Raw genomic sequence first — 26,049 nt, forward strand, 5'->3', positions numbered from 1 at the left:
AGCTTTATTTAATAAAAGTAGTATAAATTTTATTTACAAATCTTAATTCTAACTCTTCATCTTGAAATTTATCCATTAATACTATACAAGATCTTCGTGATATTGCAATTTTGTGTTCCTTATTTGTTTCGTCACTTTGAAAGTAAAATTGAATACTCGATAATTTCCCATCCACTTTGGATTGTTCAAAGTTTGGACTCCTATTCACATTTTCTCCATAGTATGCTGCTGCATTCATATTAGGCGTTGTTAAGTCAGAGAACCAAGCACCAGTAACAGAGTGGACTTTTTTTATAATTGATTCAAAATCTATATGGAAAGGCTCTATATTGAAATTTTTGAATTGATTGAAAGTTTTGACAAAATCTTTAGCATGATCAATTTTTAAAGAAAATATAATAATTTTCTCACTTTCATTGACATAAAAATTAAAGTCCATTGGTTCGATGTAGTGATAGAATTCTTGACCATTAGCTCTTCCGTATTTATTAAAAATTATCTCATGATGGGCATCAAATTTCAAAAAGCTATCTAAAGTGAACTCACATTCAGATCTCTTAAATTGTGTTTCTTGAGGATCAATTATGTTATCCATATTTAATTGGTACTCAATAGAGTTTTGATCTTCAGAAAATTTTTCATACTTACATATGTAAAAGGATTTAGCCATAATGTTACCTCCAAACAATTTATAGTTATATTTACTCGCGTAATTTTGCCTATACACAAAATAAAAAAGAAAACATATATATAAGATATTTACATATATGTGTAAGAAAATAGGCAACCAGTTAACTGGTTGCCTATTTATTTTTTTTAGCATCCACCAATCCTTGTGCATATGCCAATATTCTCGCTTCCATTTCCTTGCGTTCTTCTGGTGACATCGCCTCCAGTATCTTCATTAACTCGTCCACCTCTGCGTCGACTTCGTGGTCTTTTTCAGCAGTTAATTGGGGGTGGTTACTTCTTCCTAGTAGGTAGTCTGTACTTACTTTGAAATAATCACCTAGTTTAGAAAGTGTTGAATTATCTGGTTCGCCCAGATTATTTTCGTATTTTGCATAACCTTGACGTGATATGCCAAGGAAATCAGCTATTTCTTGCTGGGTTTTACGATGTTGCATTCTAAGAGACTTTAATCTATTTGATAACATTGTAATACCTCACTTTTTATCATTAATTAAATTATATAGCAACTCTTAGTTACTTTGTGCACCTAAATGTTGCTAAAAGTTATTGACAGCAACTAAACGTTGCTTTATATTGGATGTATAAGGTAACATTGCGTTGCTCAGGAGGGGTGAGATTGAGAAGAAATTTAGTGGAATTAAGAGGGAAAAGAACATTAACTCAAGTAGCTGAAGAAATAGGAATTACCCGACAAATGTTAAGAGCTATTGAATATGGCACTAGAAATCCTTCTTTAGAAGTAGCAAGAAGGATAGCTATTTATTATTCTAAACCAATTGAAGAAATTTTTTTTGATGTCAAACGCAACGAAATGTTGCCTTTTAAGTAGGGTAAATACTATGTATTTCATAAAGTAGATACTTTATTTGTTTAAAAATGGTGAATGTAAATAGTTGCTCAATCTATCGGTATTAGCACAAGGCAATACCAGCGAGTAGAAGCAGGCGAAGCCTTTTTATCACAAAAAAATCTGAATAAACTGGAAGACATGTTCAAACTTCCACAACGTGTACTTTTGGCGAAGAACGTTGCGGAGATACCTGAATACTATCATTTTTACACACTTGGTACAGAAAACTGTCACTTCTAGTATACAAAAAAAGTCCATATTACGCATTGAGTAAAAGTTTAAATAGATGTTACCCGTTTAGTAAAACTCTAAGAAAAGAAATTAAATTTCAAAAGGGGATGGAACTAATGGCAAAAATAAAAAACTCAACCAATGAACTCAATAGTAGACGTATTGGGAAATTATGGACAGCTCTTAACAAGTATGGCATATACACAGAAGATGAATTAAAAAAAGCAGTTGAAGAAATGCAACCTTTAAACATCAGTTGTATGGTTGCACCTATTAACAATAATAATAAAAAAGCAAATTAGGAGAAAGCTAAAGGAGTGAGGAAGTTGAACAAAAATCATTTAAGAGAACAAATGGCACTTCTATTACCAGCTGACGTGAAGGAGAGAGTGATTATTGGAGTTGACAAAATTGTGTGTGGTGTATGCCATTCCCCTGTAGTGGATTATTGTGAAAGCCCAAACAACTATGAAGAACCTAAGTATTGGGAAGATGGGAAAGAATTCGGTGTATCTATATTCTATTTATGCACAGGGTGTTCAGTAGCTTATGCTGTTGGAGATTTACGAGGTACTGAAAAAGATATTTATAGACTACAAGAACAATTTCAGAGAGATAAGGGAACTGCCCTGAAATAAAAAACAGGGCAGCCTAGTACTCATTATTCAGCAACTATTATTCATCTGTTTGTTCAAGGAGGATAAATGTTTTTTGCTTGCTGATGTCAGGTGTGAAGGTGGCATTCAATCCTGAACGTTTTAAATATTTAGCAACATCTTCTCCAAGTGTATTTTTTATTTTTTCAAATTGTTTTGGGCGCATAGGTTTCCTACTAACATAGTGAAAATAAATAGAATCATTTGGAAGTGCAGATTGCTTTTGTGCATTGGCTATTTTTCTAATACCTTCAGTGGGATGAAGATATTCTATTTCAAATTCCTCGTTCGGATTTTGAATACTACGAATGGCTTGTTTTAACTTGTCGTAGAACTCGCTGAATCGCTTATCTATTTTGTTTTCTAGACCTTTTGCATATGTGTGATATTTGCCCCAATAACCACTGATAGCAGCAGTATTGTTACTTGTAAAATAAATACCATAATTTTTCACGAACGAAATTTGTTTATTTTCACATATAAGAATCAAAAACTGCTGTTTTTCTCTTTTTGTAAAGAAAATTTTTAGTTGATGACTATTGAATTTGAATGTTATTTCTAGTATTTCGTCTGAATTTAAGGAAGTTAAAATTTCGTATTCTGTTTGGAAGTTCAAATATATTCACTCCTTTGACTTTGTTTGAAAATCAATTGTAATAAGTTCTCTATTTTTATACCAAAAATAGAAGATATTAATATTTTACCACAATATATTGTGTGTTTGAAAGAAATGGGTATCAATATGTTGGGGTTTAGACTACGGGAAGTAAGGGAGAAAAAAGGAATCAGTCGCAACCAACTTTCTAAATTGGCTGGTGTCAATGAATCTACCCTTCAAATGATTGAAAATGAAAAAAATCCTAACCCCACATATAAAACAATGTGTAAGGTAGTAGATGCTTTAAAGGTGAAATTAGATGATTTTCGTTTTTAGTAAACACATAATTTGGAAGTGATTATATCGAAGTTAGTTTGTTCCTATCACAGGGCTAGCAACCTACTTGCTTGTCCGATGATGCGAATAACAAGGATTTAGCATCACCAATACCACACAAAGAAAGGGGAGGATAAAGAATGTTTGTAGTGGATTTTGAAAGTGTTGAAGTACCTCTTGATAAAAAAGTGCTAAAGCAATATATCGAAAAGAAAATAGATGAAGCATTACTCGAACTTGGACTGTGGTATGTAGATGTAGAAAAAATATCAAAGCTATCATGCATGTCTAAGCGTTTTTTAGAAGAAGAGATTGTGAGAGATCCACGCATGAGGGTTATTGAAATCAGAAGAACAGAAGATGGCAAACGCTGGTGGCCATATAAAGAGGCTTTTGAAGTAATGAGAGAAATCACAAGTGAATGGTAATCACGGTTCATTTTAAAAAATATATAGCTTGGCGGCATGTAGAAATGAAAAGCCGTGTATTATCTATTCCTTGTGGTTTTTATCTAAGGGGGAGAAATTAAATGTTTTATGTAATTGGACAATCTTCAGGAAAAGTTTATGCACAGGGCACAAAAGCAGATTGTATGAGAGATTTGCATAAAAAATATCCATCATGTAACGCATATAGCAGATTAGACGGGATGGAAAGGACAACGCTTCCAGAGCCGATGAAGCTAGTGTTTTACCATAATATATTGCAAGTTCAGGAGGGAGAGCCATTATGTCAACATTTATCCAGCGCATTGTAGATACTTTAGATGAGCAAGCAGACTGGAATGTGACAACAACTGTCAGTCGTAAAGATTTGATGCAGTTGGTAGAAGCGTATCGGCATTTATATGAACAGCAACAGGTGAAACAAGTAGTGGAAAAACAAACGACTGAAATAAAAATTGGTGACGTGGTCGTTGTCCAACATGCTGACAGACAATGGACACGTGAAATAGCAGATATCTACACATCTGAACTTGGTGAGCCGAATTTTTACCGAATGCAAGGATCATCTAGCCTATATACGGAAGATGAATTCACTTTAACGAAAGTGAAAAAGAGGCAAGTGGCAGATTTAGAAAGATAATCATTAATTCATAGAGCGAGGATTCAGCTCGCTCCTACCAAGTAGCTTACAACCCTAGTCCCCCCTTATTGACATATATCCATGGGGTTGTCGGCTACTTAATGGGAAACCAAGAACAAAGTTGAAAGAAGTAATTGATTTTTTTCAGCTTTGATTATTTAAAAATAAAACAGAGGGAATGGGACAAATGGAGCGATTGAAAGAATTTGTTGCACTTTGTGAAGAAAGAGAACAACTGTATAGCCATTCAGGCTTTTTATTTTCAAAATCAGATAATGAAAAAATAGCAGATATTACGGCTGCTATTCAAAAAATAGCAGTAGAATTAAATATTTTATCAGTGCTTAGAAGAAAGACGGATAATCGTTTAGCAATCACTCTCGTAGGAGGGCTTAATGATTTACAGCAATATTGCCAATCAGATGAGCAAATAAAGTACGATGTTTCGAAAGGAAAAAATGTTCATTTTCACAAGTATGATGTGAAGATTGGGGACTATTTGTTGTCTGCTATTTATATGGGACATGAAAAAGAAATTGGGATTGAAAAGAATTCTAAAGTAACAAAAGAAATAGAGAGAGATTAACTTGAAAGGAGAAAATAAGTAATGACATTACAGCAACTATTGACCCAGCAAGAGATTGTCTATGTAGAGAATGGAGCGGCTTTTACAAATAGTCGCATTGTTAGTGAGGTATTTCAAAAAGGTCACGATAAAGTACTGCGGGATATTCGTAGTTTAAAATGCTCGGCAACCTTTAAAGCCGCCAATTTTGGAGAGTGCCATTATAACAATGCGCAGGGGCGTCAGATGCCAATGTATACTCTCACATTTGATGGTTTTGCGATGCTGGCAATGGGTTACACAGGAGAGAAAGCCATGCAGTTTAAAGAACTGTACATAGCCGCATTTAATCATACGCATCGACTGCTAGCAGAACGTAATCAAACATTGCTTTCATTTGAACAAAAGCAGATAAGTGAGGCAGTGCAACACGTCATTAAACAAGCCTATCCCCAACTTGCACCAGCTGCTAGACAAAAATACTATACAGCATTGTATAAGGAATTGCGTCAGGAGTTTGAAGTGATATCTTACAAAGATATTCCACGCAGTAACTTGTTGGAAGCGTTAGAGTTTATAGCGAATTGGCATTCACCGAAATTGGAGAGTCCTCAATCAGCTATTAACTAATAATTAAATAGTGGGGTGAAAATATTGAGATATCAATTCAGTCAAGATCATTTACAGGAAGGGGAACGCATTCGCTTACGTAATGCAGTGGCTGAACGTGTCTATACACTTTCGAACAGATCTGGTGCACAGCCGATATTATTTAAAGCACTGTATACAGCATTAAAAGAACGATACGCTGTTAATTTCTATGGAGACATTAAACGAAATCAAATGCAAGATGCTTTACGATTTATAGCACAGTGGAGGGGTTAGGTCGGATTGCGAGGTGAATCTAATTGTCTAAAATATATCAATTAAAGTTATTTCAGGAGAATCAAGAACAAAACAACTTGCGCGATTCAGCAGAGGAAAATAGTGTTTCTTCTGCTACATATTTAGATAAAGAACATGTAATTAATTGGGTTTTAGAGCGCTGTATTGCAAAATATTTTGAAATGTCATTGCGTGCTAATTCAAAATCTTTACCAAGTTTAACAAGTCGGATTTCAGATTTACCAGGTACGCAAAGTAATGAATTTTTTAGCAAAACAGAGGCGGCAGCAATGAAGAGGGTGTCAGCGGCAGAATGGTTACGTGTCTTTCATGAAAATTTAGATGGTTTACCAACTGCACATAAAGAAATTATAGAAGAAAAATACTTACAACGAGCTTCAGATGGACGCTATAGATCGGATTTAGTTGTCTATCAAGAATTGAATTTAGGGCGTACCATTTACTATCAAATGAAGAAAGAAGCACTTTATTGGCTCGGTGTGAGATTAGCTGAGGAAAAAATCTTCGATCATACAGAGGAGATTCGGGAAGGTGATTATTAATGTTAAATATTCTAAAAAAGATTTCAGAAAAAAAGTGTGAAAATTGTGGAGTAATTCTTCAAAAAGATAGCACTAGACAGATAAATTTAAAGGAATTTGAGTTAATTAATAACGAAAATGCCTTTAATAAATTTAGAGAATCCCCTCGACCTTCATATTTGATAGTGGTTCATATCTGCGAAACTTGTCATGTAAATTTGCAGAATATATTGAGAAAGAGACGTGAAGAGGAGAAAAAAAGGCTAATCCAACAGAATAATGAACAGGAGGAACAAAGATACTTAGATGCGTTGAGAAAACAGGTTGAGTTAAAAAGGTTGGAAAAGCAAGCAATTGAATTAGGAATAGATTTAGATGAATTGTAAATGACTTTAGTTTCAGAAAGGATGGATAACATATGACTTATTCAGAAGAAATGGAGAAATTAGGACAAGTGACAATTTTTGATTTGTTGCCACCGTCACCATCGAATGTATTTTCAATTGGAGATAGCGTTCGTGTTGTTATTACAGCCGAAAGCGATTCAGAGTCATATCATTATTTAGAAGCCTATCATCCCATAGTTTTGAAAAAACGAGGAGAAATCATTGAGATACAAGGAAATCAACAATATCTAGTGCTATCCATGTTAAGAGTAACTGGCGAAGCAAAATTAAAAGTGCGTTATGAGGTGCAGCTGCCTATTACAGAGGCTGAGTTTGAAGCAATGTCAGAAAGGCAAGCGAATGCATTAATTGAAGAGCATATTGATTGGTTAGTGACATTAAGTAGTGCTGAAACAGAGGATATTGAGGTTTGGGACTACGATTCTGAGGAATAAAAAATAGTTTAAAAGTTGAACAACAGGCATTAATTTTTGCTCAAGTTTATGAAGATTGTCCATTTTGTAAAGGGATGATTATTGTTCTCCAAGTTTCAAAATCCGAATGGAATGAAAGTAAATATGACATATACAGTAAATAATTTACTAATCACTTTGAAAATTATACGTATAAAAAAGGAAAATGAAATATGTACGGAATCGTATTTAATAAAATAGATATTATTAAGGATCAAATCGAAGAATTGTTAGCTTTCTGTATTGGTGAAACAGAAGAGCAAGCTCTTGAAGTCTTTCGGAAAATCGAAAATCACTATACAGAACATAAAGGGCAGCCAGAGGTTGTTATTGATTTAGTTGATAAAAACAGAACGATACTACATGACTATTCATTGACATATTCACATGCTAAAGAATTAGCATTTTCTATGGGATGGGATATAGAAAAAAATGAATTAATTAACCAATAGGATAGAAAGATGAATAAATAAGTATCGTATAGTGGTAAATTAATAATTATTTTTATAAGGAAAATATCGAAAGGATGGATTATTCATGCTAAATGTAACTGGTGAAGCAACAGTAAAAGTGCGGTATGAGGTGCAACTACCTATCACAGAGGCTGAATTTGAAGCAATGACCGAACAGCAGGCCAATGCTTTAATCGATGAACATATTAATTGGCCACTAGCTTTAAGTAGTGCTGAAACAGAAGATATTGACGTTTGGGACTATGATTCTGAGGAATAAAGATAATTTAAAAGTTGAACAACAGGCATTTATTTTTGCTCAGTGCCTGTGATTGAGCTTTTAAAAACATGGAAACGGGGTGTTTATTTTTGCAAGAATCCATTAAAACTAAAATTCAAAAGTTACTCATTTTAGCACAAGATGCGAATGACGAGGAATCGCAAACGGCTATGTTACACGCTAGAAAACTTATGCTAAAACATAATATTCAGGAATCAGAATTAGTTTCAAGTCTTGTAAATAATAAAACAGTAGTTAATGAAAGAGTATACAGAAATAAATTGATTTGGTGGCATAAAAGATTAGCTCAAATTATTTCACATCATTTTAGGTGCAGCTATTACAAAAACACAGTTGATTCTTATCAATCAGAAATTTGATTTGTAGGTTAGAGGACGATGTGCAAATTGCATCAATGATTTACAACTTTGCTAGGGCTTCTATTCATTATCACTCTAAAACTTTTTTATTAAGACCAGAAATTAAGCGCAAGTGGAAAAGAAAGCATCAATTCAAAAATGACTATATAGAAGGCTATCTTGCAGGATTAGATTTTAAGTTCTATGAACAAAATAAATCAGAATCGTTGGAGCTTGTAATTGTACAAGACGCGTTAGTGATTGAATATTATAATTCGCTTTCTTTAACATCCGTTAAGATGCGCACACCCAAAAAAGCGGGTGACATTGAAGCGTGGCAGAACGGCTATCAAGACGGACAAAGATTTGAAGGTGGGAGGGAAATGGTTGGATATGAACTTTAGTCACAAACTATATGAAAAATCCTATGAATTGTTTATAGAGCCAGGGCTTGTACTTTTTGTGATGTTGCTTTGTGTGATATTATTATTGCTTTTTAAGCTTCGGATGAATAGCAAGCATGAAAAGAAAGGGTAGTTGAAGGCAGTCTTTGCATTGAGAGTTGCTGATGTAACAAACGGTCAGTTTTCGATTATTTAGCACATTGCCGAAAATGAAGGGGGTACACCTGTGAAAGAATCTGAATTATTTGAGCCACTTAAACAATTCCTACTCGAAGAAATGGGATGCGAACAAGTATATGCAGAGTTACATGATATAGATGCTGTAGCTAAACATGGTAACGCTTGTATTGGAGTAGAAATGAAAACTGCACTAAATTTTAAAGTGATTGAACAAGCCATTAGCCGTATAGGTTTAGTTGATTATATTTTCATATTAGTACCACAACCTAAACAATATCATCGTTTTTTCATCTTAGATTGGTTAAAAGAATTAGGAGTTGGATTGATGTATTATGACGAGAAAAGAAATGTTACAACAATTCACCAATGGGGGAAACGCCATCGTCGTTCGGAATATATTAACATCCTAGACAGGGTAAATAAGGAAATCCATTCTATAAATGTCGGTGGTTCTAAGGGCGGAGAAACCATTACAGAGTATAAGCTCACAATCGAAAAAATCAAAGAATGTTTATATTTTAATAGCAAAGGCTTAACGATTGATGAATTGCTGGAAAAGGTACAAACACATTATTCCAACCCCAAACCGTCTACAATGGCTACTTTGAGGGCGGATTGGAATAAGGAATGGATAGAGATTGTAGATGAAGGCGGAAAGCTTGTCTATAGAATGAAAGAATCCTATAGAAATGATTATTGGAAGAAATATATGGAACGTAGGGCAGAGATACGAGCGAGGAATCGCGCCTAAGTATAATGTCAATTTTGTGTAGGAAGGAAGGGGAAACATGGATAACAATTGTTCCATTTTAAATGAAAAGATGAATATGCCTGTAATTAAAGGTTTTTGGGATAGAGATACTTTATTGATTAGATGGTTTGGTGATACAGGAGCTGCAATTTTTGCTATGTTGATACACTATAAAGCAAATGAATTAAGAACACAACGAAATTCACAACGACACATGCACTATTTCGAAGTATTTTGCGAAACAACATATGTTAATGAACTTTGGTTAAACGAGAACAAAGAGCAGAAGATAGGTTTAGTGAATGTTATAACAATCGCTGAGGTTGGTAAAGGTACGTCATTCCATACTAAAAAAGAAAGATAGTTAAGCAAAAAAACCAAAACAAAAAGAAGAGATTGCACAATTGCATAGTAAAGGAGGGACTCACGTTGAATATTAAGGTTGATGAAACATTCATAGGTCGTGTTACAAGTAAACAAAATCTAATTCTAACATTGGATGCTCTTTTATTTTTTAAGTTGAAATGGACATTTTTCGAACAACGGAGATTTTTAAAAAAGAACTACATTTTCATTATTTCAGGTAATACAGCAAAAGCTTTTAGCGATTCTTATTTCACTAAAGCGAGAGTTGCAAATGACGCAGAGTTCTTATCTTTAAAACAATATTATGAGTAATTGAGTATAAGAAAGATTGTGCGTAGTAAGTGAGGTGAAATCAATGATTAAAATACTTGAACTCTTTGGGGGTATTGGAGCGCCGAGGAAACATTTAAAACGTGCAGGAATCCCTCATAAACTTGTTGATTACGTGGAGTGGAAAGATAATCGTGTTCGAGCATATAACGCCATGCATCCATATAAGCATAATCCCCAAGACATACGAGGGTGGAACTTAAAGCCAGATATTTTAATACACGGTAGTCCATGTCAGGACAATAGTGCAGCTAATTTAAACGATGATAAAGGTCGCTCGAAATTAATGCTTGAAACTATCCGCATTATTAAAGAGATGGGGGAGTGGCGTCCAAAATTTGTGATTTGGGAAAATGTGCGTGGTGCACTTTTTAAAGCAAAACGTCCTATTTTTGATGAATATTTACGTGAAATTGAATTGTTGGGGTACACCAATAGTTATGAAGTGCTCAACGCAATGGATTTCGGAATACCACAGACATGTGAAAGAGTTTTTTGTGTATCGGTGCTAGGCAATGAAGTATTTGATTTTAGTAAACTACAGCACAAGCCTTTGCGCCCTATGAGCGATTTTCAGCAACTTGATAGTGAGATTGAAGACATTGAGAAATATGTCGTTGAAATACCATCAATGCTTAACCGCATAAAAGATTTAGCTACGCCAGCTGAAATTGAAATTAATAAATCAAAATTCCGCTATATCGAAACGATTGTCGATGTATGCAATACAATTACGGAACATCCTGACCGATGCCCAAGTGCCGGCGTATTTAAAATGTCAGATGGTCGTTTCCGTTATCCCACAGAGCGTGAATGGTGGCGCTTAATGGATTTTGATGATGAAGACTTTGATTTAATGCTCGAAGAATTTCCAACTAAGCCAGGTAAAAGGAACGCAACATTATACGCTCTAGCTGGCAATAGTATTGTTGTATCTCAAATTGGTGCAATACTAGACTTATTACTAGATGGAAATTATGCAAAAAAAGAAACTGAGCCAGTGCAATTAGAGCTTATTTGTTAAGCACAATAGAACCAAAGGAAGGAGTAGTGGTTTGATTATAGGTGTAGTTGTAGCAATTGTGGCAGTAATTTTGTTATAAGTAAAAATTTTAAGAGCTGAACAACAGGCATTGATTTTGCCTAGTGCCTGTGATTGAGCTTTTAACATATAAAAATGAAGGGAGTGGCAGGGATGAAAGTATTAGATGGAATCCAGTTTTTTGATGCAGAGCAACAGTACTTAAAACTTTATGAATATGAATTAGAACATGAATCACACAAAAAACTTACTGCTGCTTCTGTTGTGGCTTATCTAATGTTAAGATCTGTTGCTGATAGCGCTGGTCAAATACATGAAGCAGACTTTAATTTAAAAGAATTAAGTGCAAAGATGGATTTGCCTTACAGCTCGATGCACAACGGTTATCATCGATTATTTGAGATTGGTTTATTAACGATTAAGCATATTGCTGGACATACATATATTACATTACCTATTGTTGCTGCTCATTTGCCGGATAAAGAGGACAATGAGGTTAGCAGTTATTTTCGCATACCTCGAATACTCTTTAAAGGTGGCTTTTTAAAGCAATTTATTAAGTCGAGAGATGTTCGTGGCTTATTAGGACTGCTCGATTTATTGAATGGTTTATTCCGAGAATGGGGACGTAAACGTAGCACAACATTAAAGCGAAAAAAAGAGACATTGATGAAAAAAATTAAACATTCAAAATATGCTTTTAAAAATTGGCTACAGCGTGTTTTATCGAATGAAGCTAGTCCAATTGTTGTAAAAAATGAAACAGATGAGCTATTTGAATTAACGCTGGCTGAAGCTGCCTTTGTAGAGCGAGAAAAAGATGCTGAGTTTGAGCAGTTTAATGCAGCTACACGTAATACGCTCCTTAGCTTTGTTAAATCAAGTCGATTATCATATCGCAAAGCAGATTTAACAGACTTCCAATGGGCGTGTCAACAAGAGTTAACAGAGCCTCTGTATGCCGGCATATCCGCTTTTGCTGCTGAGCAAGTAGATTATGCTGAAAAAGTAGCGATGGGTATAATTGCAGGCTCAGGTGTTGAGCAAAAAATCGCAGAATTTGATGGATACCTAAGAGGAGCAAAATTATTAATCCCTTCAATTTTAGATGCAACAGTTAATGAAGTAGCTGCAAAGGCATCTTCGATTCAGAATATAGGGGCGTACTTTAGAAAAACATTACGCATTCAAACGAGCATTGCTTTAAGGGAAGACAAGCCATTAAGAATAGCGATTACAAGCTGGTACAGAAATCAGAACATGCCTGTACCAAGTCAATTCCAATAGTAAACAGTAAACAGCCTTTTTCAAAAATAACATTGAAAAGGGCTATTTCTAGTTGGTTAATGGAAGCGATTGTTGTTCGACTCTTTAAAAATCATATTTGCTTGTTATAAAATGCAGCTAATGCTGCATTTTTTTGTTTACTGTAATCCATTTCACCATGTGGATTAGATTTCATCCTGTATATAAAGGGGGGGGGCAAAAATTAAATTTAATTCATCTTGTATATAAATTTAATCATTTTTATCTAAAAAGTGAGTAATTGAATTAGTAAAGTGAATAATTTATTTAATGATGATGATTTCAGTTGAAAATTTATTGGTTTATTCAGATCATTGCTAAAAGCATTGGTACGTGTGGATTTATAGACACCCTTTGTACTCTCTATTTATATATGTATTACTATTTATTGTTTTCTATTTATTGATTTTTTATTTCTATTATTTCTCCTATTAAATTTTTAATTATGATGCATTGGCTTATTCTGCCATAACGATGCACCATAAATAAAAAATGGAGGGGCTGCGCTTTTATCAAGAAAAAGAATGAGAAGAAACTGTCGTTCTTAGTGCGGGTTTGAATTAAAGTTTGATAAATTATCGATGTGTAGATTATTCTTTATTTAATAAAAAAACAAAAATTTGTTGATTTCCGTTACGGGAGACGCTTTCCGTGGGCACAGCTTCAACTAATTTATTTCGGTTGTCACTTAATATAACTGGATTTTCAGCTCGAGGTCAACACGATATTGGTCATGGTGGCGCTGCCACAGGAGGTGGCGAATTAGCCTCCGTTCTTTTGTTTACGGAGGCGCCCCCTCCACTCCAATCAACAAGTAAATCCTTTATTAACAGTGCATTCTCTACTTTAAAACACACCTATTAATATCCAATTTTTCATAATCAACACCCCTAATAATTTATAATAGATTGATTATTTTGAAGGAAATCCGATAATTTAGAAAAAAGTTTGAAACAATTTACTTTATATGCTGAATGCCCTAGTTCAACAATCAGGCAAGATTTTCTAATGTTATGTGAAATTTTTTTAGATTAAAACCAATCTCAGCTATCTTGATTACTAGTTTGCCATTAATTCAGGCATTTTGTTACCGAAGAATAATAGAAAATTTTTTTTATTAAAGGATTCAAAAAGTTGATAGAAGTCATTTACGTTTCCAAATAGTTGTTATATGATAGAGTCATGCCATAAGGTGGTAAACGGAAGCCATATGATTCGGATTTAATATGAAATTCGAAATTGGAGAACAAGGCTCACTCAGGCCAAGTTCTAAGTGAGAACTTATTTTTAATTATGGTTTACGTGGGAAGTCTTATCTTTTTAGATAAGGCTTTTTGTATAGGAGGGGGAATTTTTTTGTTGATTAAAGAAATAGAATTTCATATTGAACAGATCGCAGAAAGAAAGGCAAAAGAATTTCAAAAATACCATAACAACATTGATTTAATAAATCAAAGAGAGTATCGAAGAATTAAAAATCCAATTCCAAAAGAAATAAAAACACCTGAAGAATGGGATGTTGATAAAAAATATAATCCATTTTATGTATTGAAACATAAAAAACAAATTGCAAAATCAGTATTCGGAAAGTTAATTAATGGAACTTATCAACCTTTTCGACCATATGAGAAGCTGATCCCGAAGAAAAATAGTACTAAAACTAGACCTGTTCATGTTTATCAAATTCCTGACGAAGCTGTTTCTAATTATTTATACAGTAGGTTATTAAGCAAAAATAAACATAGATTTAGTTCCTTTGCCTATGCTTATAGAAGCGATAGAAATGTACATTATGCTATTCAAGATATCGCATTGGATATAAAAGGAAACCCCCGAATGTTCGTTGCTGAGTTTGATTTTAGGGATTTCTTTGGCTCAATTAACCATGAATATTTGTTATCACAATTTAAAAAGAATGGTTTTTCAATCAGTGATTTTGAGACAGATCTAATCAAAAAGTTTCTTACTCAATTTCCAAAAGGCATCGCGCAAGGGACATCAATCTCACTTTTCTTAGCAAATTTGGCATGCTGGTCATTGGATAAACAACTTGAGCTAGAAGGACTAAGATTTGCGAGGTATGCCGACGACACTGTTATATGGTCAGAGAGTTACCAGAAAATTTGCAAGTCATTTGATATAATACAAGATTTCTCCAAAGAAACCGGGGTAGAAATTAATTTTGATAAATCTCATGGTATTAGTCTTTTGTCCAAGAAAGGTATGCCGTCTGAATTCCTATCTGATAAAAATTCTATTGAATTTCTTGGGTACAGTCTTTCTGGTGATAACATTAGTATCAAGCCCGATTCCGTAAACAAAATAAAGAAACACATAAGTTACTTGCTATTTAAAAATCTTATCCAACCATTAAATACAAAACCTCTTCAATCTGTAAAAATCCCTAGTAATAACAACGATAGTGATTTTGTTACGGCAATTATGCAAATAAGAAGATACATGTACGGCAATTTGAATGAAAATATGTTGAAAAACTATTTAAATGGCTCATATAAAAGACTTAACTTTAAAGGAGTAATGTGTTTCTATCCTCTTTTAGATGATGAAAAACAGATGATAGAACTTGACAGGTGGTTACTATCAACTATTCTTAATTCGTTAAGAAAGAGAAATAAATTATTGATTAATCACGGCCATAATCGTTCAAATCAATTTCCGTTCAATTTAGACAAAAGTAATTTGTTGTTAGAATGCAAACGAAAAAGAATACATGGAAAAAAGGGGTTAATCGAAATACCAAGTTTTACAAGAATATACCAAGCGATAAAAGAATCAGTTAAGGTAAAAGGAATAGAAGCTACTATGCATCCAAAATCCAATGAATATAGTTACTAACCTCATATAAGTTTAAACAAACAACACCTTTGTGTATTCGTTTTAACAGCAGTGATTTTCTCCAAGAATAGGGCGCGATTGCCGAGGATCAACAGTAGAAAATGATCATACTTTATTAAAAGTGAATATTATTTAACAAAGAATTACCCCCATTTTGATTAATCTTTTTCAAAATGGGTTCTTTTCATTTAACGTGAAATGTGGGTTGCCCTATTGTTTTGATCAAACTTTATTCCAAAGCTACATTTGAAAAAATGAAATAAACTCGTTGTTTCATCTTTTTAAGAGGTATGTATTTCGCAATTGAAATGTGGTTCTTACGCAAAATTGGTGATGGATTGCTCAAAGTGCTATTCGGGTATAGTAACTTAAAAGGACGTGGCTTTCATGTATGAAATGATTACTCCATTTGGAGCGAATTTTGAGTTAGTACACCAAGAAGCATCGGATATTGAAATGCGATTTTTTCTAATTAGTCGTACAAAATCGGCTATTTGTCCAAAGTGCCAACAAGTAAGCACACGTAGACATAGTCGCACAAAACGCCAAATTAAAGATTTACCCATTGTTCAAAAAGAGGTCATTTATCATATTCAATTAACAAAATGGTTTTGCGAAACAAGTTCATGCACTTCCAAAATTTTCACTGAACAGTTAACAGAATGTCCAGCGTATCAACGTTTTACGATACGAGCAATGGACTTTTTGCGACAGTTGGCATTTAAAATGAATTGTGTACAGGCTTCGAATTTAAGTCGTAATTTGAAATTGCCTGTCAGTCACGATACACTTCTTCGTCTCATCTATAAAACACCAACACCTCAAATGACATCTCCCTTTCCTTGCGATTGATGATTTTGCCTTTCGTAAAGGAATTCATTATGGGACGATTATTTGTGATTTACGCACAAATAAACCTATTTGTCTACTGAAGGGGCGAGATATGAATACGGTGACCAATTGGTTACAAGCACAGCCACCTATTCATCTTGTGGCAAGAGATGGCTCACGTAGTTATCAAGCCGCCATTAGCAATACTTCATCTTCTATCTTGCAAATCAGTGACCGTTTTCATCTTGTTCAAAATCTCTATAAAGTTATGAAAGAAATGATACAGCGATTATTACCATCCCATTGGGAAAAGCCAGACTCCTCCAATAATCGATTATCTATCCCTATCACTAGTTTAAATGAAAAAGAAGAAGCAAAATGGCAATTAATCCAGGTGATTCAAAAAGAAAAGCAATTAGGTTTATCCATGAGGGGTCTTGCAAAAAAATATAAGATAAGTCGTAATACCGTTAAAAAATACTTAGAAACAAATCAGCCACTCACTTATAGCCCAAGAATAAAGCGGTCAATTAATACTACAGAATTTCAAACATCCATTGTAGAAGGACTTGAAAAGAAACAATCGATTACAGCGATTTTTCAACAACTTCAACAACAAGGATTTACTGGCAGCTACACCGCTGTTCGAAATGCCATAAACCAAATGAAACGTACGCCTGTTCAAACACAACTGTTCAGTAGACGACGGATTATCTCATTATTTTGGCGTAATCACGCTCACTTAACAGTGAAGGAACAACAACAGCTTCATCAAACATTGACGATTTATCCAGTAACGCAAGAAATATATGCGTTTGTTCAATTATTTCGCGAAGCGTATCAAACCTTAGATTTTCCTTATTTTCTTCGTCTTAAAGCGAAGTTTCAATCAAGCAAATTAAAAGAAATAACACGATATCTTTCCATGATACGTGAAGATTTAGAAGCCATTAAAGCTGCTTTTTTCTATACGTATAATACAAGCATTGTGGAAGGCCAAATTAATCGATTGAAAATGATCAAACGGCTCATGTATGGAAGAGCCAGTTTAGAGTTGTTAGAAAAGAGAGTGCTACTAAGTTGATATTGTTATTTTAAGATAATTTTAGGGATTGCAAATACATGGTTAATGCTTTTTTCACTAACTATGCGTAAGAACCTGAAATGTGAGCCATATTGCAACCGAAATATTAGAATATTCTGGTGGACAAAATGATAGAGGCAGCAAGTTTATCGTTAGGCTTTACATGGAGCCTCTGCAGGCATAATTCACGCTTAAAAGCGTAATAACAAGGATTTTACGACCGAACAAGGGTATCATGCCCATCACTCCAAATAAAGCAGAGGTGTGCGTCTGAAAAATACACAGAGGTTTAAGTGGCTCACTATTGGGTTGCGATATACAGAGGTAAAGATAAGGAGTAGATATGTGTACATTAAAATAGGTATTTTGTCAATACTTCTGTACAAAGTCCGTACAAAATGCGGACGATTTCCGTACAAAACGCGTACAATTTGCGGACTTTTTTTGCAAAAAACTGTGGTAAATTATTAGTATCAGAGAATTGGGCGGACGCGTATGTGCGCAAAATCCAAATAAAGACCTTTCCAATTTTGCGTATTGCAAAATTTATGGATGGGTCTTTTCTTTTTCTGAAATAAAGATAGAAAGGAGGGGAAATAGATGGCACAACTAGCGCATGAAGCAAAAAATAAAGCGGTGCATATTGCAGGGTTGCTGGCACTATACGCTACTGAAAATAAAAAAGATATTGAGGTAACTTTATATCAAGTAGGCGAAGAGTGGGGGATTCAAGCTGGCAAACGTGGAGAAACACCATTCTCATTAAAGGAAATGGAATTTATTCATGCAGATATGGCAGAGCAGTTTGCTAGCCATTTAGCTAAGCAGCATGGATTTACTTATCGAGGTGTAATGCCTAATGAAAAAGAAATGGCATTGCAGCAAGTAATTGAACGTTATAGCAAAGAAATATTGCAGACGGTCGAAACGTATGTGTCAGGTGATAAACAAGGAAGTGCTTACTTGACTAAAAACGAAATGGAGCATATGCTACACAATCATTTTATACGAATTGAAAATCGTTTGGAACAATACTTTGAGCAACCAGCCCCCAAAGTAACATTTGCAGAACGCTTTGAGACGTTTAAAAATGATTTGAAGCAATTTGCTAAGGACTTGAAGCAAAGATTAAAGCAGGTGTTTCTTCTTTGAATGAACGTATTAAAGATTTTACCAAAGTTGTAGATGTTATGTTAGAACCAGAGGTAGGAGTTATGAAATCTACTAAAAAAATCAACAAACAGCCAGAGCTAGAACGCTAAGTATTAATTTGGAGAACTCACCAATTATGGTGAGTCCTTTTGAGTGATGTTTTAAAGTGTGTATAACAGAATTTTATCTATTAAAAAGGAGATGAAAAAGTTTGAGTATTTTTAAATCAGAGATGTTTTTAATTCTAATTGCGTTGGTGATTTTCGGTATTTTTATCGCGTTTTCTACGGGTGTGATTGATCCATCTATGGAGGAAATCGGTCAAGGTATGCGTAGCTTGATAAGTAAAGTATTTGGAGCTACTGGTTTTAATTAAACCTGAAAAAACGAGGGAGGCAACTCTCTTTTTTGCTTTATTCACGAGGGAAAGGAAGGATGAGTTTTATGAATGGTGTTGAGCAAACAAATAGCATTAGAACGAATAGTGCTAAATCATCTACAGCAAAAAATCGATCTAAATCAGCACAGCGTCAAAAGCCTAATGGCTATGCCGAAATGGAATCTTTGGTAAAGGAAATTTGTGATGGACATGGACTGTCCTATTTTTTATGGCTTCATGAGCAGCATCAGGCGTTTGTTATAGATTTTAATTTAAAAAATAAAGGCAGTATTGCTTCATTAGCAAAAAGGGAAGGTGAATAAATTTGGATAATGTTACATCACTCATTAACGACATTGCAAAAGATGTACAAGGCCTTGCACCTGCTGTTGCAGGAATTGTGCTAGTGATTATTGGTTTTGTTTGGATGTTTGCGAAAGACCCAAACAAAAAGGAAGCAGCTCAAACGTGGATGATGAACGTATTTATTGGTTTTGCCATTGTTTATTTAGCTGCATCACTCGTTGCTTGGGGAACTGGTAAAATGTCAGGATTCTAGGAGGAATGAGGCATGAGAAAATTATATATTCGTTTTCAAGCTGAAGGTGACCATTTTCGAGAAATTGATGATGAACGCAACTATTTTTTAGTTGAGGCTGAAGAGTTAATCGAAAAACTTAGACTGCGATTAACAAAAGAAAAAAGAGAAGCTAACAAGCCTTTTGAATTCTGGATGGATGGAAAATGTCTTGTTATTAGTCACGTAGATTTCAGCAAAAAGGAAAGTTTGCAAAAGCAACTGGAACAAACGATGCTGACATATGGTAGTTGGGACGAGGAGCATCGACACCGATATACGAATCAATTGGCGGAATATGCAGAGCAAGAAAGGCAGCTCTTTTTAAATAAAGAGTTTGCCTTATTTGCAATTCGCAGTGACCAGTTGTTTGGTGTACCAACTTTTACACCTTTTCCAATACTTTTAGATACAAGCAAGCTCTATATGCTGTATCAAAGTATGCAGCCATTAGTGAAGACAGGGTTTTATGCAGAGCTTGAACAGATGATGGCATCGATAAAAATGGCTCTATACAAAGTTATTGATGAGGCAGGGAAATCGGATGCTGTACAGCAGCAAATTGGATTGGTTCAGCGACAAAAGGCATTAAGTGCAGGGGTAGAGGCTCTATTATCAGAAACGCTTCAATCATTTGTTCAATATGCCTGTGCCCGTTTTCAGTCTGTTGGGAAAGAGCGTATTGATGCACTTTGTCCAAACTTTAAATTGTATCAGAATGTGCAACAAATTCTTTTTACTGCATACGTCAATCAATTAGGTTTTGCTCAGGGCTACGAGCAACAACTGCTTTTATTTGAAGCGTTATATGAAAAGTATGATGCTATTTTAACACAAGGCTTTGCTCTTACTGATGATGCAATGGTAGAGTCACTCGTCCTCACACCTGTGCTCAAGCATTTTAAAGAAGGTATAGAAGGGCAATTACAAGTAGAAACGGAAAGCGGACATGAGCAAGAATCGGTTAGTATATCAGTCGATTAATGAAATGCTGACGGAATTAAATGCACAGGATCGAGGGCGTTATTATATTTGTAGTTGTCCAGAATGCCAAGAGCAAGAGGCTTTTATTTACAAAAATAATCTGAACTTTATTCAATGCAATCGTGAAAATTCTTGCGGGGAACGTTTTTTATTAAAGATTGCCGAAAAAGATGAAGAGTATATGTATCAAGAGCCAGTAGAACAAGAGAAGGGATTAACAGTTGCACAAGCAAAGCAAATTGACCGATTTACAGATATGATGCAACACTTTTTACACCATATTCAAAGTGATGCTCTAGATAATGGATATCGTGGGCTATCACGTGAAACTACAACACCATTCATTGCAGACTTTCGTGATGCTGGTGTTTCTTTTATGTTTGAGTATGCGGGCGAGTTATTGCCAAAGGATTACGCAACAAATTATTGGATGTGCCAACGTAATTTAGTATCACCTATATTTGGTGACGATGGACGGGTGGATCGCATTCTTCTTCGATCGACAATTAATCCAGATATACAACCAAAAGAGCTACAATTAATTATTAATCCCTCCAACAAGGCAAGGGATTTTTTTGTTGATGTGCCTGAACACGCAGAAAGTATTGTAATTAGTGAGGCGCTTTTTGATGGGTTATCTTTTCGGGAAGTAGACAAGGAAATAGGTGTTATGGCATTAACCGGTTCGCGTAAATGGAGAAATCTTTGTATGCACTTAAAGCAGCAGGCTACACAGTATCAAGATAAAAAATTTCTCATTGCAATGGATGATGACATCGCAGGGTATAAAGCGGCCATTGAAATTGCTCGTTGCTTAGAGGAAATTCAGGCAGATTACCAGGTGTTTAGTTATCCTAAAGCACAAAAAGATGCCAATGCTTTTCTTGTCGAGAGCCCAGAACGGTTTGAACGTGATGTGCAATTGTTTCAACAGCGTTTTGCTACATCAAATAGAAGCTATATAGATGTGAAAAAAGAGATGCAGCAAATTGTTATTTGTCATTCTAACTTAGATGCCCTAGCTTTTAGAAGCGTTGATTCAAGTATTGGTGTTATAGCAATACCGCATGAGGAGAAAGTAGAAGAAATTAAAGGTCGATTTAATCGCTGGATGCAAAGTAGAAATATGTATGACAAAACTTTTCTTCTAGCATTTCCTAGTACAGAGGAGGGACAGGCAGATACACATAAAATAATCAATTTTTTGCAAAAACAAGGGCTGAAATATCAAGTATTCGATTATGGAAATTCCGAATATCAAAACCCTGCTGAATTTGTATTGAACAATCGAAAGGATTTTGAAAAAAAGGTGCAGCCGTATTTGTTAGTACCCAAAAAACGACAAGAATATGAACGTTAAAAAGAGGTGAGAATATGCCAGCATACCTAAAGCTGTTACCTCTAGTAGTAATTGCTTTAATTTTTATTACAGTAATGCACTACATTGGCTCTACACAAAATATATCGACACGAACAGTTGCTGAAACAGATGGAATTATGGAAATGGCCAATATCGGTGTAGCTCGTGCAGAAATCAATCAAGAAGGAAATTTGCAAAATGAGGAAGCGTATTTTGCTAAAGAGGAGTTACTTCAGAATTTAGCAATGGAGCTTGCCGCAGCACAAAAGAACCTGCCATACGATGTAAAAGTGGATTATGTATTTACTGATAAGAAAGGGCAAATTACTGAAAATCAGCTCGAAATACGAGGGATACACTATCGTATGCAGTATGTTGATGAAGATGGAAATGTGAAGGGAATTGCTGAAAAGCATTTAGCTTTAAATGAATTAATGAAATAAGAGCATTCACCAATTTTGGTGAGTGCTTTTTGTATAGCTGAAAATGTAGGTGGTGAATGGCGTGTGTCAAATATGAAGAGTGGTATTTTCATTTTAATAATTGTCGCAGTTTTTGGAATTCCGTATTTTCTGATGGTGACAATCGATTCTTTTCAGCAGCAGGCATTTCTAAAAGTGACAACGGAAATACCAGAGTTAATAAAAGCGGAGGGTGGGGTATCTCCAGTTGTAAGACAAGTGACAAATAATCTACAGGAGAGAGGCTTTCAAATTACTTACTCACAACCAGATGGTGTTAGGCATTTTGGTGAAGAGATTGTTATTAATTATGTATATGAATATCAAAATGTGAAGGGGCTAGAGCGAATAGAAATGCACAATAACGTAACGATTATGAAACGTGAATAAAAGGAGGGAGGCTAGGTGGTTGGACAACGGCTATTAGAATTTATAGCAAAACCAAAATTGCTACTATTATTTTCTTTGTTCTACAGCATTGTCATGTTTTTTGTTGCTAATTTTGTACTCGCCTTTTTACAATCAATATTAGCAGCGATTCAACAATTTCAACAGAATCAGAAAGTGCTATTTAATATGAATTGGCAGAGTGTGTTTGATTTTCAAGCAAATATTCTACCTTTTTATATTGGCTTTGCCCTCCTTTCGGCCATAGGGCTTATTAAGTTTGTTTACAATATAAGATTAAGCTATGGAAATCTAAATCAGGGGCAACATGGCACGAGCGAGTTTGAAGAAGTAAAACAATTAAAGAAGCAATATAAAATCATCCCCGCAGCTCACGAGGAATATGACGGTGATGGTGGCATTATTATTTCAGCTCTAAGAGAGACAGGACGTCCATATAGGCTATTAATTGATAGTGGGCCTGTCCATACGATGGTAATAGGTATCACCAGAAGTGGTAAAGGAGAAACCTTTGTTTTTCCAATGATTGATGTACAGAGTCGATCGAAAAACAAACCCTCACTTGTTATTAATGATCCGAAAGGTGAGCTAGCAGCTGCTAGTTACGATACATTGATTGCGCGAGGCTATGATGTATATGTATTTAATTTACTACAGCAATATATGGGCATGGGCTTTGATCCAATTAAAATTGTTGTTGATGCATGGAAAAGAGGAGATAGCAGTTTAGCGCAACAATATGCAAATAGTGTTGCTTTCATGTTATACAATGATCCGAACGCCAAAGACCCATTTTGGAATAACTCAGCTAAATCTTTAGTTACGGCGATTATTTTAGCGATGGTTGAAGATACATTACTCGTTGGACGTGAAGAAACAGTCAATATGTATTCAGTGGCTAATTTTCTTTCTACTTTTGGTAGTGATACAGATGATGAGGGAGAAAACGCCTTAGATTTATTTTTCCGTGAGCGTGATGAGAATAACCCCGCACGTATGATGTATGCAACAAGTAACTTTGCTGCTGGTAATACGCGAGCGAGTATTTTCTCTACTGCGATGGATAAATTACAAATTTTCACTTTAGAACCAAATGCAAAGCTAACAAGCTACAACAGTTTAGATTTAACGGATATTGGCTTTGGAGACAAGCCAGTTGCTGTTTTCATGGTTACACCTGACTTTGACGAGTCAAACCACGTACTTGCGAGTATTTTTATTAGTCAAATGTACCGTACCAATGCGGAGAAGGCAACATTAAGCCCAAGTGGAAAAATGAAGCGACAAGTGCATGCTTTGCTCGATGAGTTCGGAAATATGCCAACTGTTGATGGCATGGCTGGCATGGTCACAGTAGGCGCAGGTCGGGGTTTCCGTTTCCATTTAATTATCCAAGCTTATTCACAATTACGAGGGAAATATGGAGACCATGATGCAGATACGATTATCGGTAACTGCTCCAATCAAATTTATATTTTAACGAAGGATGAGGCAACAGCTGAGCAATTCTCGGCGCTTATTGGGACTAAAACCATTACAGATGTAAGTCGTAGTGGACATCTCCTATCGATGAATAAAACACACAGTGAATCAACAAAAGAACGTGCTTTATTAATGCCTGATGAACTCATGCAATTACTAGAGGGCGAATCAGTCGTTGTTCGTGCAAACAAACGTCAAGATAATAAATTTAAGAAAATTAAACCTAAACCTATATTCAATACAGGTAAAACGGCAGCAAAGTTCCGTCATGAATATTTAGCAGACGATTTTGATAATAGTAAATCGATTTTAAATCTACCGATACTATCAACAACCTATCATCGCTTAAAAATGTCGGATATCATTTTTACATCTAAAACAGAGCGCGATTTGTATATATGTATGAAGCTGGTAATGGGAAATGGTGCTTTTACGGAATTATCCTCTAAGCTCTATACAATTATGCCGAAGGATTATTTAGATGAATTGCCACAGTGGTCATTTTTACATTTACTAAGCTTTATGGCGTATACGGAGCTAGTGATTCCAAAACCACTTGAAGCAGAGATTTTTAAACAGTTAGAAAAGTATATACCGCAGCATACATTAAAAATATGGCGCAATGTATTGCATGAACAACAAGAAAAGCGACAGCAAGATAAAGAATTAATAGATGATGAATCAATGTATGTTTTGCAAAAACAGATTATGGAGGGAGATATATAAAGAATGATTCAAGAGTTGTTTATGGAGCGTTTGAGGGATGCGCATTTAGAGTTCTTTCAGATTTCTAAAAAGCATCTTTTATTTAAACGAATCTTGTACAGTTTAATTGTGTCTATGCTATTTTTTATTGGCATTTCAATTGGACAAGCATCTGCGGTTTGGTTTATCGGATTACCAATCGCTTTTTTAATTGGCTGGAAAATGCCTTATTTACAATTACTGTTGGAAAAGAGTTCTATTGATTTAAAAAATGGGTTTCTATTTTTACCGTTTTCACAAAGTTTTATGGTGCTTTTGCCGAGTACAGGAAATGTTTATCAAGCCTTAAAGACAACGGTTCCTTATACACAAGCTCCTTTGAACAAAAAGTTAGAGGAGCTTATTCAGAAAATTGAACAGGGCAATAATCGACAAGATTATTTAGATTTTGCAGCATATATTGGTTCACCTGAAGCGTACATGATTATGAATATGATTTATCAATTCAGTGAGCAAGGTGTACGAAAAGAAGCTATTCTAGCACTACAGCAATATGTGCAAAATATTCAAGAAAATAAAGTTGATCAATTAATTGAATCGAAAATGGATACAAGCTTTAAAATTTCGTATTTGCCTATGCTACTCGCTTTATTTTTAGTTGTTGCTTTTGCTCTAGTACTGTTCTCTCATTACATTGGTACAATTATCGATGCATTGTCAGTACTACCGAAGGGGGAATGATTATGGCTGATACATTTAAAATTGAGGAACAAATTGCCACTTTACGTACTGCTGAGACAGGCTGGACAAGGGAGTTGGGGAAAGTCATTTGGTATAACAAGCCCATGACAATCGATGTTCGCTGGTGGTCGCCAGATAAAAGTAAAGCAGGAAAAGGTATTTCGTTGACGCAAGAAGAAGCAAGATTACTGTTCTTTGGATTAAAGGAATTATTTGAAAGGACTGAGGTTAATGATTACTGAAGAACAAAGAATTTATA

Annotated in this window: 39 protein-coding genes; 36 read left to right on the forward strand and 3 right to left on the reverse strand. The window is 35.0% G+C overall.

Annotated elements, in window-relative coordinates; all coding sequences use genetic code 11:
• Positions 1-4 precede the first annotated feature (4 nt).
• Positions 5-670, reverse strand: coding sequence for a hypothetical protein (locus tag MHH70_RS01705; RefSeq protein WP_342472359.1), 666 nt, complete (start codon positions 668-670; stop codon positions 5-7).
• Positions 671-803: 133 nt separating this feature from the next.
• Positions 804-1,157, reverse strand: a complete 354-nt coding sequence (locus MHH70_RS01710) for a helix-turn-helix transcriptional regulator (RefSeq protein WP_342472360.1) — start codon at positions 1,155-1,157, stop codon at positions 804-806.
• Positions 1,158-1,309: 152 nt separating this feature from the next.
• Between MHH70_RS01710 and MHH70_RS01715 the strand changes: the two genes are divergently transcribed.
• The 3 genes from MHH70_RS01715 to MHH70_RS01725 all read left to right on the forward strand — a co-directional run bounded on the left by MHH70_RS01715 (position 1,310) and on the right by MHH70_RS01725 (position 2,412).
• Complete coding sequence (locus tag MHH70_RS01715) at positions 1,310-1,522, forward strand: helix-turn-helix domain-containing protein (protein ID WP_066163429.1); 213 nt, start codon at positions 1,310-1,312, stop codon at positions 1,520-1,522.
• A gap of 368 nt (positions 1,523-1,890) precedes the next feature.
• Complete coding sequence (locus MHH70_RS01720; protein WP_342472361.1) at positions 1,891-2,076, forward strand: hypothetical protein; 186 nt, start codon at positions 1,891-1,893, stop codon at positions 2,074-2,076.
• Between the two features lie 24 nt (positions 2,077-2,100).
• Complete coding sequence (locus MHH70_RS01725; RefSeq protein WP_066163426.1) at positions 2,101-2,412, forward strand: hypothetical protein; 312 nt, start codon at positions 2,101-2,103, stop codon at positions 2,410-2,412.
• Between the two features lie 37 nt (positions 2,413-2,449).
• On the opposite strand, the gene MHH70_RS01730 is transcribed toward MHH70_RS01725, so the two are convergent.
• Positions 2,450-3,046 (reverse strand): hypothetical protein, encoded by a 597-nt coding sequence (locus MHH70_RS01730; RefSeq protein ID WP_342472362.1) that lies wholly within the window; start codon positions 3,044-3,046, stop codon positions 2,450-2,452.
• A 114-nt stretch (positions 3,047-3,160) separates the two neighbouring features.
• Here MHH70_RS01730 and MHH70_RS01735 point away from each other — a divergent pair, with 114 nt between their 5' ends.
• The 33 genes from MHH70_RS01735 to MHH70_RS01895 all read left to right on the forward strand — a co-directional run bounded on the left by MHH70_RS01735 (position 3,161) and on the right by MHH70_RS01895 (position 26,032).
• Positions 3,161-3,364, forward strand: coding sequence for a helix-turn-helix transcriptional regulator (locus MHH70_RS01735; protein WP_342472363.1), 204 nt, complete (start codon positions 3,161-3,163; stop codon positions 3,362-3,364).
• A 140-nt stretch (positions 3,365-3,504) separates the two neighbouring features.
• Positions 3,505-3,792 (forward strand): hypothetical protein, encoded by a 288-nt coding sequence (locus MHH70_RS01740; protein ID WP_342472364.1) that lies wholly within the window; start codon positions 3,505-3,507, stop codon positions 3,790-3,792.
• Between the two features lie 101 nt (positions 3,793-3,893).
• Complete coding sequence (locus MHH70_RS01745) at positions 3,894-4,121, forward strand: hypothetical protein (protein ID WP_342472365.1); 228 nt, start codon at positions 3,894-3,896, stop codon at positions 4,119-4,121.
• Positions 4,094-4,450 (forward strand): hypothetical protein, encoded by a 357-nt coding sequence (locus MHH70_RS01750; protein ID WP_342472366.1) that lies wholly within the window; start codon positions 4,094-4,096, stop codon positions 4,448-4,450. The genes MHH70_RS01745 and MHH70_RS01750 overlap by 28 nt, the downstream gene beginning before the upstream one ends.
• Positions 4,451-4,637: 187 nt before the next feature.
• Complete coding sequence (locus MHH70_RS01755; RefSeq protein WP_342472367.1) at positions 4,638-5,036, forward strand: hypothetical protein; 399 nt, start codon at positions 4,638-4,640, stop codon at positions 5,034-5,036.
• Between the two features lie 21 nt (positions 5,037-5,057).
• A complete protein-coding gene (locus MHH70_RS01760) occupies positions 5,058-5,645 on the forward strand; it encodes a Rha family transcriptional regulator (RefSeq protein ID WP_342472368.1) in 588 nt (195 codons plus the stop codon).
• Between the two features lie 24 nt (positions 5,646-5,669).
• Positions 5,670-5,900, forward strand: coding sequence for an ORF6C domain-containing protein (locus MHH70_RS01765; protein WP_342472369.1), 231 nt, complete (start codon positions 5,670-5,672; stop codon positions 5,898-5,900).
• A 23-nt stretch (positions 5,901-5,923) separates the two neighbouring features.
• Entirely contained in the window at positions 5,924-6,463 is a 540-nt protein-coding gene (locus MHH70_RS01770) for an ArpU family phage packaging/lysis transcriptional regulator (protein ID WP_342472370.1), read from the forward strand.
• Complete coding sequence (locus tag MHH70_RS01775) at positions 6,463-6,828, forward strand: hypothetical protein (protein WP_342472371.1); 366 nt, start codon at positions 6,463-6,465, stop codon at positions 6,826-6,828. The genes MHH70_RS01770 and MHH70_RS01775 overlap by 1 nt, the downstream gene beginning before the upstream one ends.
• Before the next feature lie 32 nt (positions 6,829-6,860).
• Complete coding sequence (locus MHH70_RS01780) at positions 6,861-7,283, forward strand: hypothetical protein (RefSeq protein ID WP_342472372.1); 423 nt, start codon at positions 6,861-6,863, stop codon at positions 7,281-7,283.
• Between the two features lie 191 nt (positions 7,284-7,474).
• Entirely contained in the window at positions 7,475-7,753 is a 279-nt protein-coding gene (locus tag MHH70_RS01785) for a hypothetical protein (protein ID WP_107942644.1), read from the forward strand.
• Positions 7,754-7,838: 85 nt separating this feature from the next.
• Positions 7,839-8,033: a hypothetical protein gene (locus tag MHH70_RS01790; protein WP_342472373.1), complete on the forward strand. Its 195-nt coding sequence runs from the start codon at positions 7,839-7,841 to the stop codon at positions 8,031-8,033.
• Positions 8,034-8,122: 89 nt separating this feature from the next.
• A complete protein-coding gene (locus MHH70_RS01795) occupies positions 8,123-8,413 on the forward strand; it encodes a DUF2786 domain-containing protein (protein ID WP_342472374.1) in 291 nt (96 codons plus the stop codon).
• A 20-nt stretch (positions 8,414-8,433) separates the two neighbouring features.
• Complete coding sequence (locus MHH70_RS01800; RefSeq protein ID WP_342472375.1) at positions 8,434-8,796, forward strand: hypothetical protein; 363 nt, start codon at positions 8,434-8,436, stop codon at positions 8,794-8,796.
• 226 nt (positions 8,797-9,022) lie between these two features.
• On the forward strand, positions 9,023-9,727 hold the full coding sequence (locus MHH70_RS01805; protein ID WP_342472376.1) for a hypothetical protein: 705 nt from the start codon (positions 9,023-9,025) through the stop codon (positions 9,725-9,727).
• Between the two features lie 37 nt (positions 9,728-9,764).
• On the forward strand, positions 9,765-10,091 hold the full coding sequence (locus tag MHH70_RS01810; protein WP_342472377.1) for a hypothetical protein: 327 nt from the start codon (positions 9,765-9,767) through the stop codon (positions 10,089-10,091).
• Between the two features lie 65 nt (positions 10,092-10,156).
• Complete coding sequence (locus tag MHH70_RS01815) at positions 10,157-10,405, forward strand: hypothetical protein (protein ID WP_342472378.1); 249 nt, start codon at positions 10,157-10,159, stop codon at positions 10,403-10,405.
• Between the two features lie 43 nt (positions 10,406-10,448).
• Complete coding sequence (locus MHH70_RS01820; protein ID WP_342472379.1) at positions 10,449-11,447, forward strand: DNA cytosine methyltransferase; 999 nt, start codon at positions 10,449-10,451, stop codon at positions 11,445-11,447.
• 171 nt (positions 11,448-11,618) lie between these two features.
• Positions 11,619-12,752 carry a hypothetical protein gene (locus tag MHH70_RS01825; protein WP_342472380.1) on the forward strand — a complete coding sequence of 378 codons (1,134 nt, stop codon included), beginning with the start codon at positions 11,619-11,621 and terminating at the stop codon, positions 12,750-12,752.
• Positions 12,753-14,126: 1,374 nt separating this feature from the next.
• Positions 14,127-15,626, forward strand: a complete 1,500-nt coding sequence (locus MHH70_RS01830) for a reverse transcriptase domain-containing protein (protein ID WP_342472381.1) — start codon at positions 14,127-14,129, stop codon at positions 15,624-15,626.
• 387 nt (positions 15,627-16,013) lie between these two features.
• Positions 16,014-16,478, forward strand: a complete 465-nt coding sequence (locus tag MHH70_RS01835) for a transposase family protein (protein WP_342471477.1) — start codon at positions 16,014-16,016, stop codon at positions 16,476-16,478.
• A gap of 40 nt (positions 16,479-16,518) precedes the next feature.
• Positions 16,519-17,541: a transposase gene (locus MHH70_RS01840; RefSeq protein ID WP_342473145.1), complete on the forward strand. Its 1,023-nt coding sequence runs from the start codon at positions 16,519-16,521 to the stop codon at positions 17,539-17,541.
• A gap of 600 nt (positions 17,542-18,141) precedes the next feature.
• Complete coding sequence (locus MHH70_RS01845; protein WP_342472382.1) at positions 18,142-18,693, forward strand: hypothetical protein; 552 nt, start codon at positions 18,142-18,144, stop codon at positions 18,691-18,693.
• Between the two features lie 211 nt (positions 18,694-18,904).
• On the forward strand, positions 18,905-19,069 hold the full coding sequence (locus MHH70_RS01850) for a hypothetical protein (RefSeq protein WP_161956388.1): 165 nt from the start codon (positions 18,905-18,907) through the stop codon (positions 19,067-19,069).
• Positions 19,070-19,128: 59 nt separating this feature from the next.
• Positions 19,129-19,395 (forward strand): hypothetical protein, encoded by a 267-nt coding sequence (locus MHH70_RS01855; RefSeq protein WP_342472383.1) that lies wholly within the window; start codon positions 19,129-19,131, stop codon positions 19,393-19,395.
• Between the two features lie 2 nt (positions 19,396-19,397).
• Positions 19,398-19,631 carry a pilin gene (locus tag MHH70_RS01860; RefSeq protein WP_066163388.1) on the forward strand — a complete coding sequence of 78 codons (234 nt, stop codon included), beginning with the start codon at positions 19,398-19,400 and terminating at the stop codon, positions 19,629-19,631.
• Positions 19,632-19,643: 12 nt separating this feature from the next.
• Complete coding sequence (locus MHH70_RS01865) at positions 19,644-20,633, forward strand: hypothetical protein (protein ID WP_342472384.1); 990 nt, start codon at positions 19,644-19,646, stop codon at positions 20,631-20,633.
• Positions 20,599-21,993 (forward strand): toprim domain-containing protein, encoded by a 1,395-nt coding sequence (locus MHH70_RS01870; RefSeq protein WP_342472385.1) that lies wholly within the window; start codon positions 20,599-20,601, stop codon positions 21,991-21,993. The genes MHH70_RS01865 and MHH70_RS01870 overlap by 35 nt, the downstream gene beginning before the upstream one ends.
• Before the next feature lie 14 nt (positions 21,994-22,007).
• Positions 22,008-22,436 (forward strand): hypothetical protein, encoded by a 429-nt coding sequence (locus MHH70_RS01875; protein ID WP_066163384.1) that lies wholly within the window; start codon positions 22,008-22,010, stop codon positions 22,434-22,436.
• Positions 22,437-22,499: 63 nt separating this feature from the next.
• Complete coding sequence (locus tag MHH70_RS01880) at positions 22,500-22,844, forward strand: hypothetical protein (RefSeq protein WP_342472386.1); 345 nt, start codon at positions 22,500-22,502, stop codon at positions 22,842-22,844.
• A gap of 15 nt (positions 22,845-22,859) precedes the next feature.
• Positions 22,860-25,070, forward strand: coding sequence for a type IV secretory system conjugative DNA transfer family protein (locus MHH70_RS01885; RefSeq protein WP_342472387.1), 2,211 nt, complete (start codon positions 22,860-22,862; stop codon positions 25,068-25,070).
• Between the two features lie 3 nt (positions 25,071-25,073).
• On the forward strand, positions 25,074-25,790 hold the full coding sequence (locus MHH70_RS01890; protein ID WP_342472388.1) for a hypothetical protein: 717 nt from the start codon (positions 25,074-25,076) through the stop codon (positions 25,788-25,790).
• A gap of 2 nt (positions 25,791-25,792) precedes the next feature.
• On the forward strand, positions 25,793-26,032 hold the full coding sequence (locus MHH70_RS01895; protein WP_066163375.1) for a PC4/YdbC family ssDNA-binding protein: 240 nt from the start codon (positions 25,793-25,795) through the stop codon (positions 26,030-26,032).
• Positions 26,033-26,049 lie beyond the last annotated feature (17 nt).

The organism is Metasolibacillus sp. FSL H7-0170, assembly GCF_038593115.1.
In the GTDB taxonomy this organism is placed as follows: domain Bacteria; phylum Bacillota; class Bacilli; order Bacillales_A; family Planococcaceae; genus Metasolibacillus; species Metasolibacillus fluoroglycofenilyticus.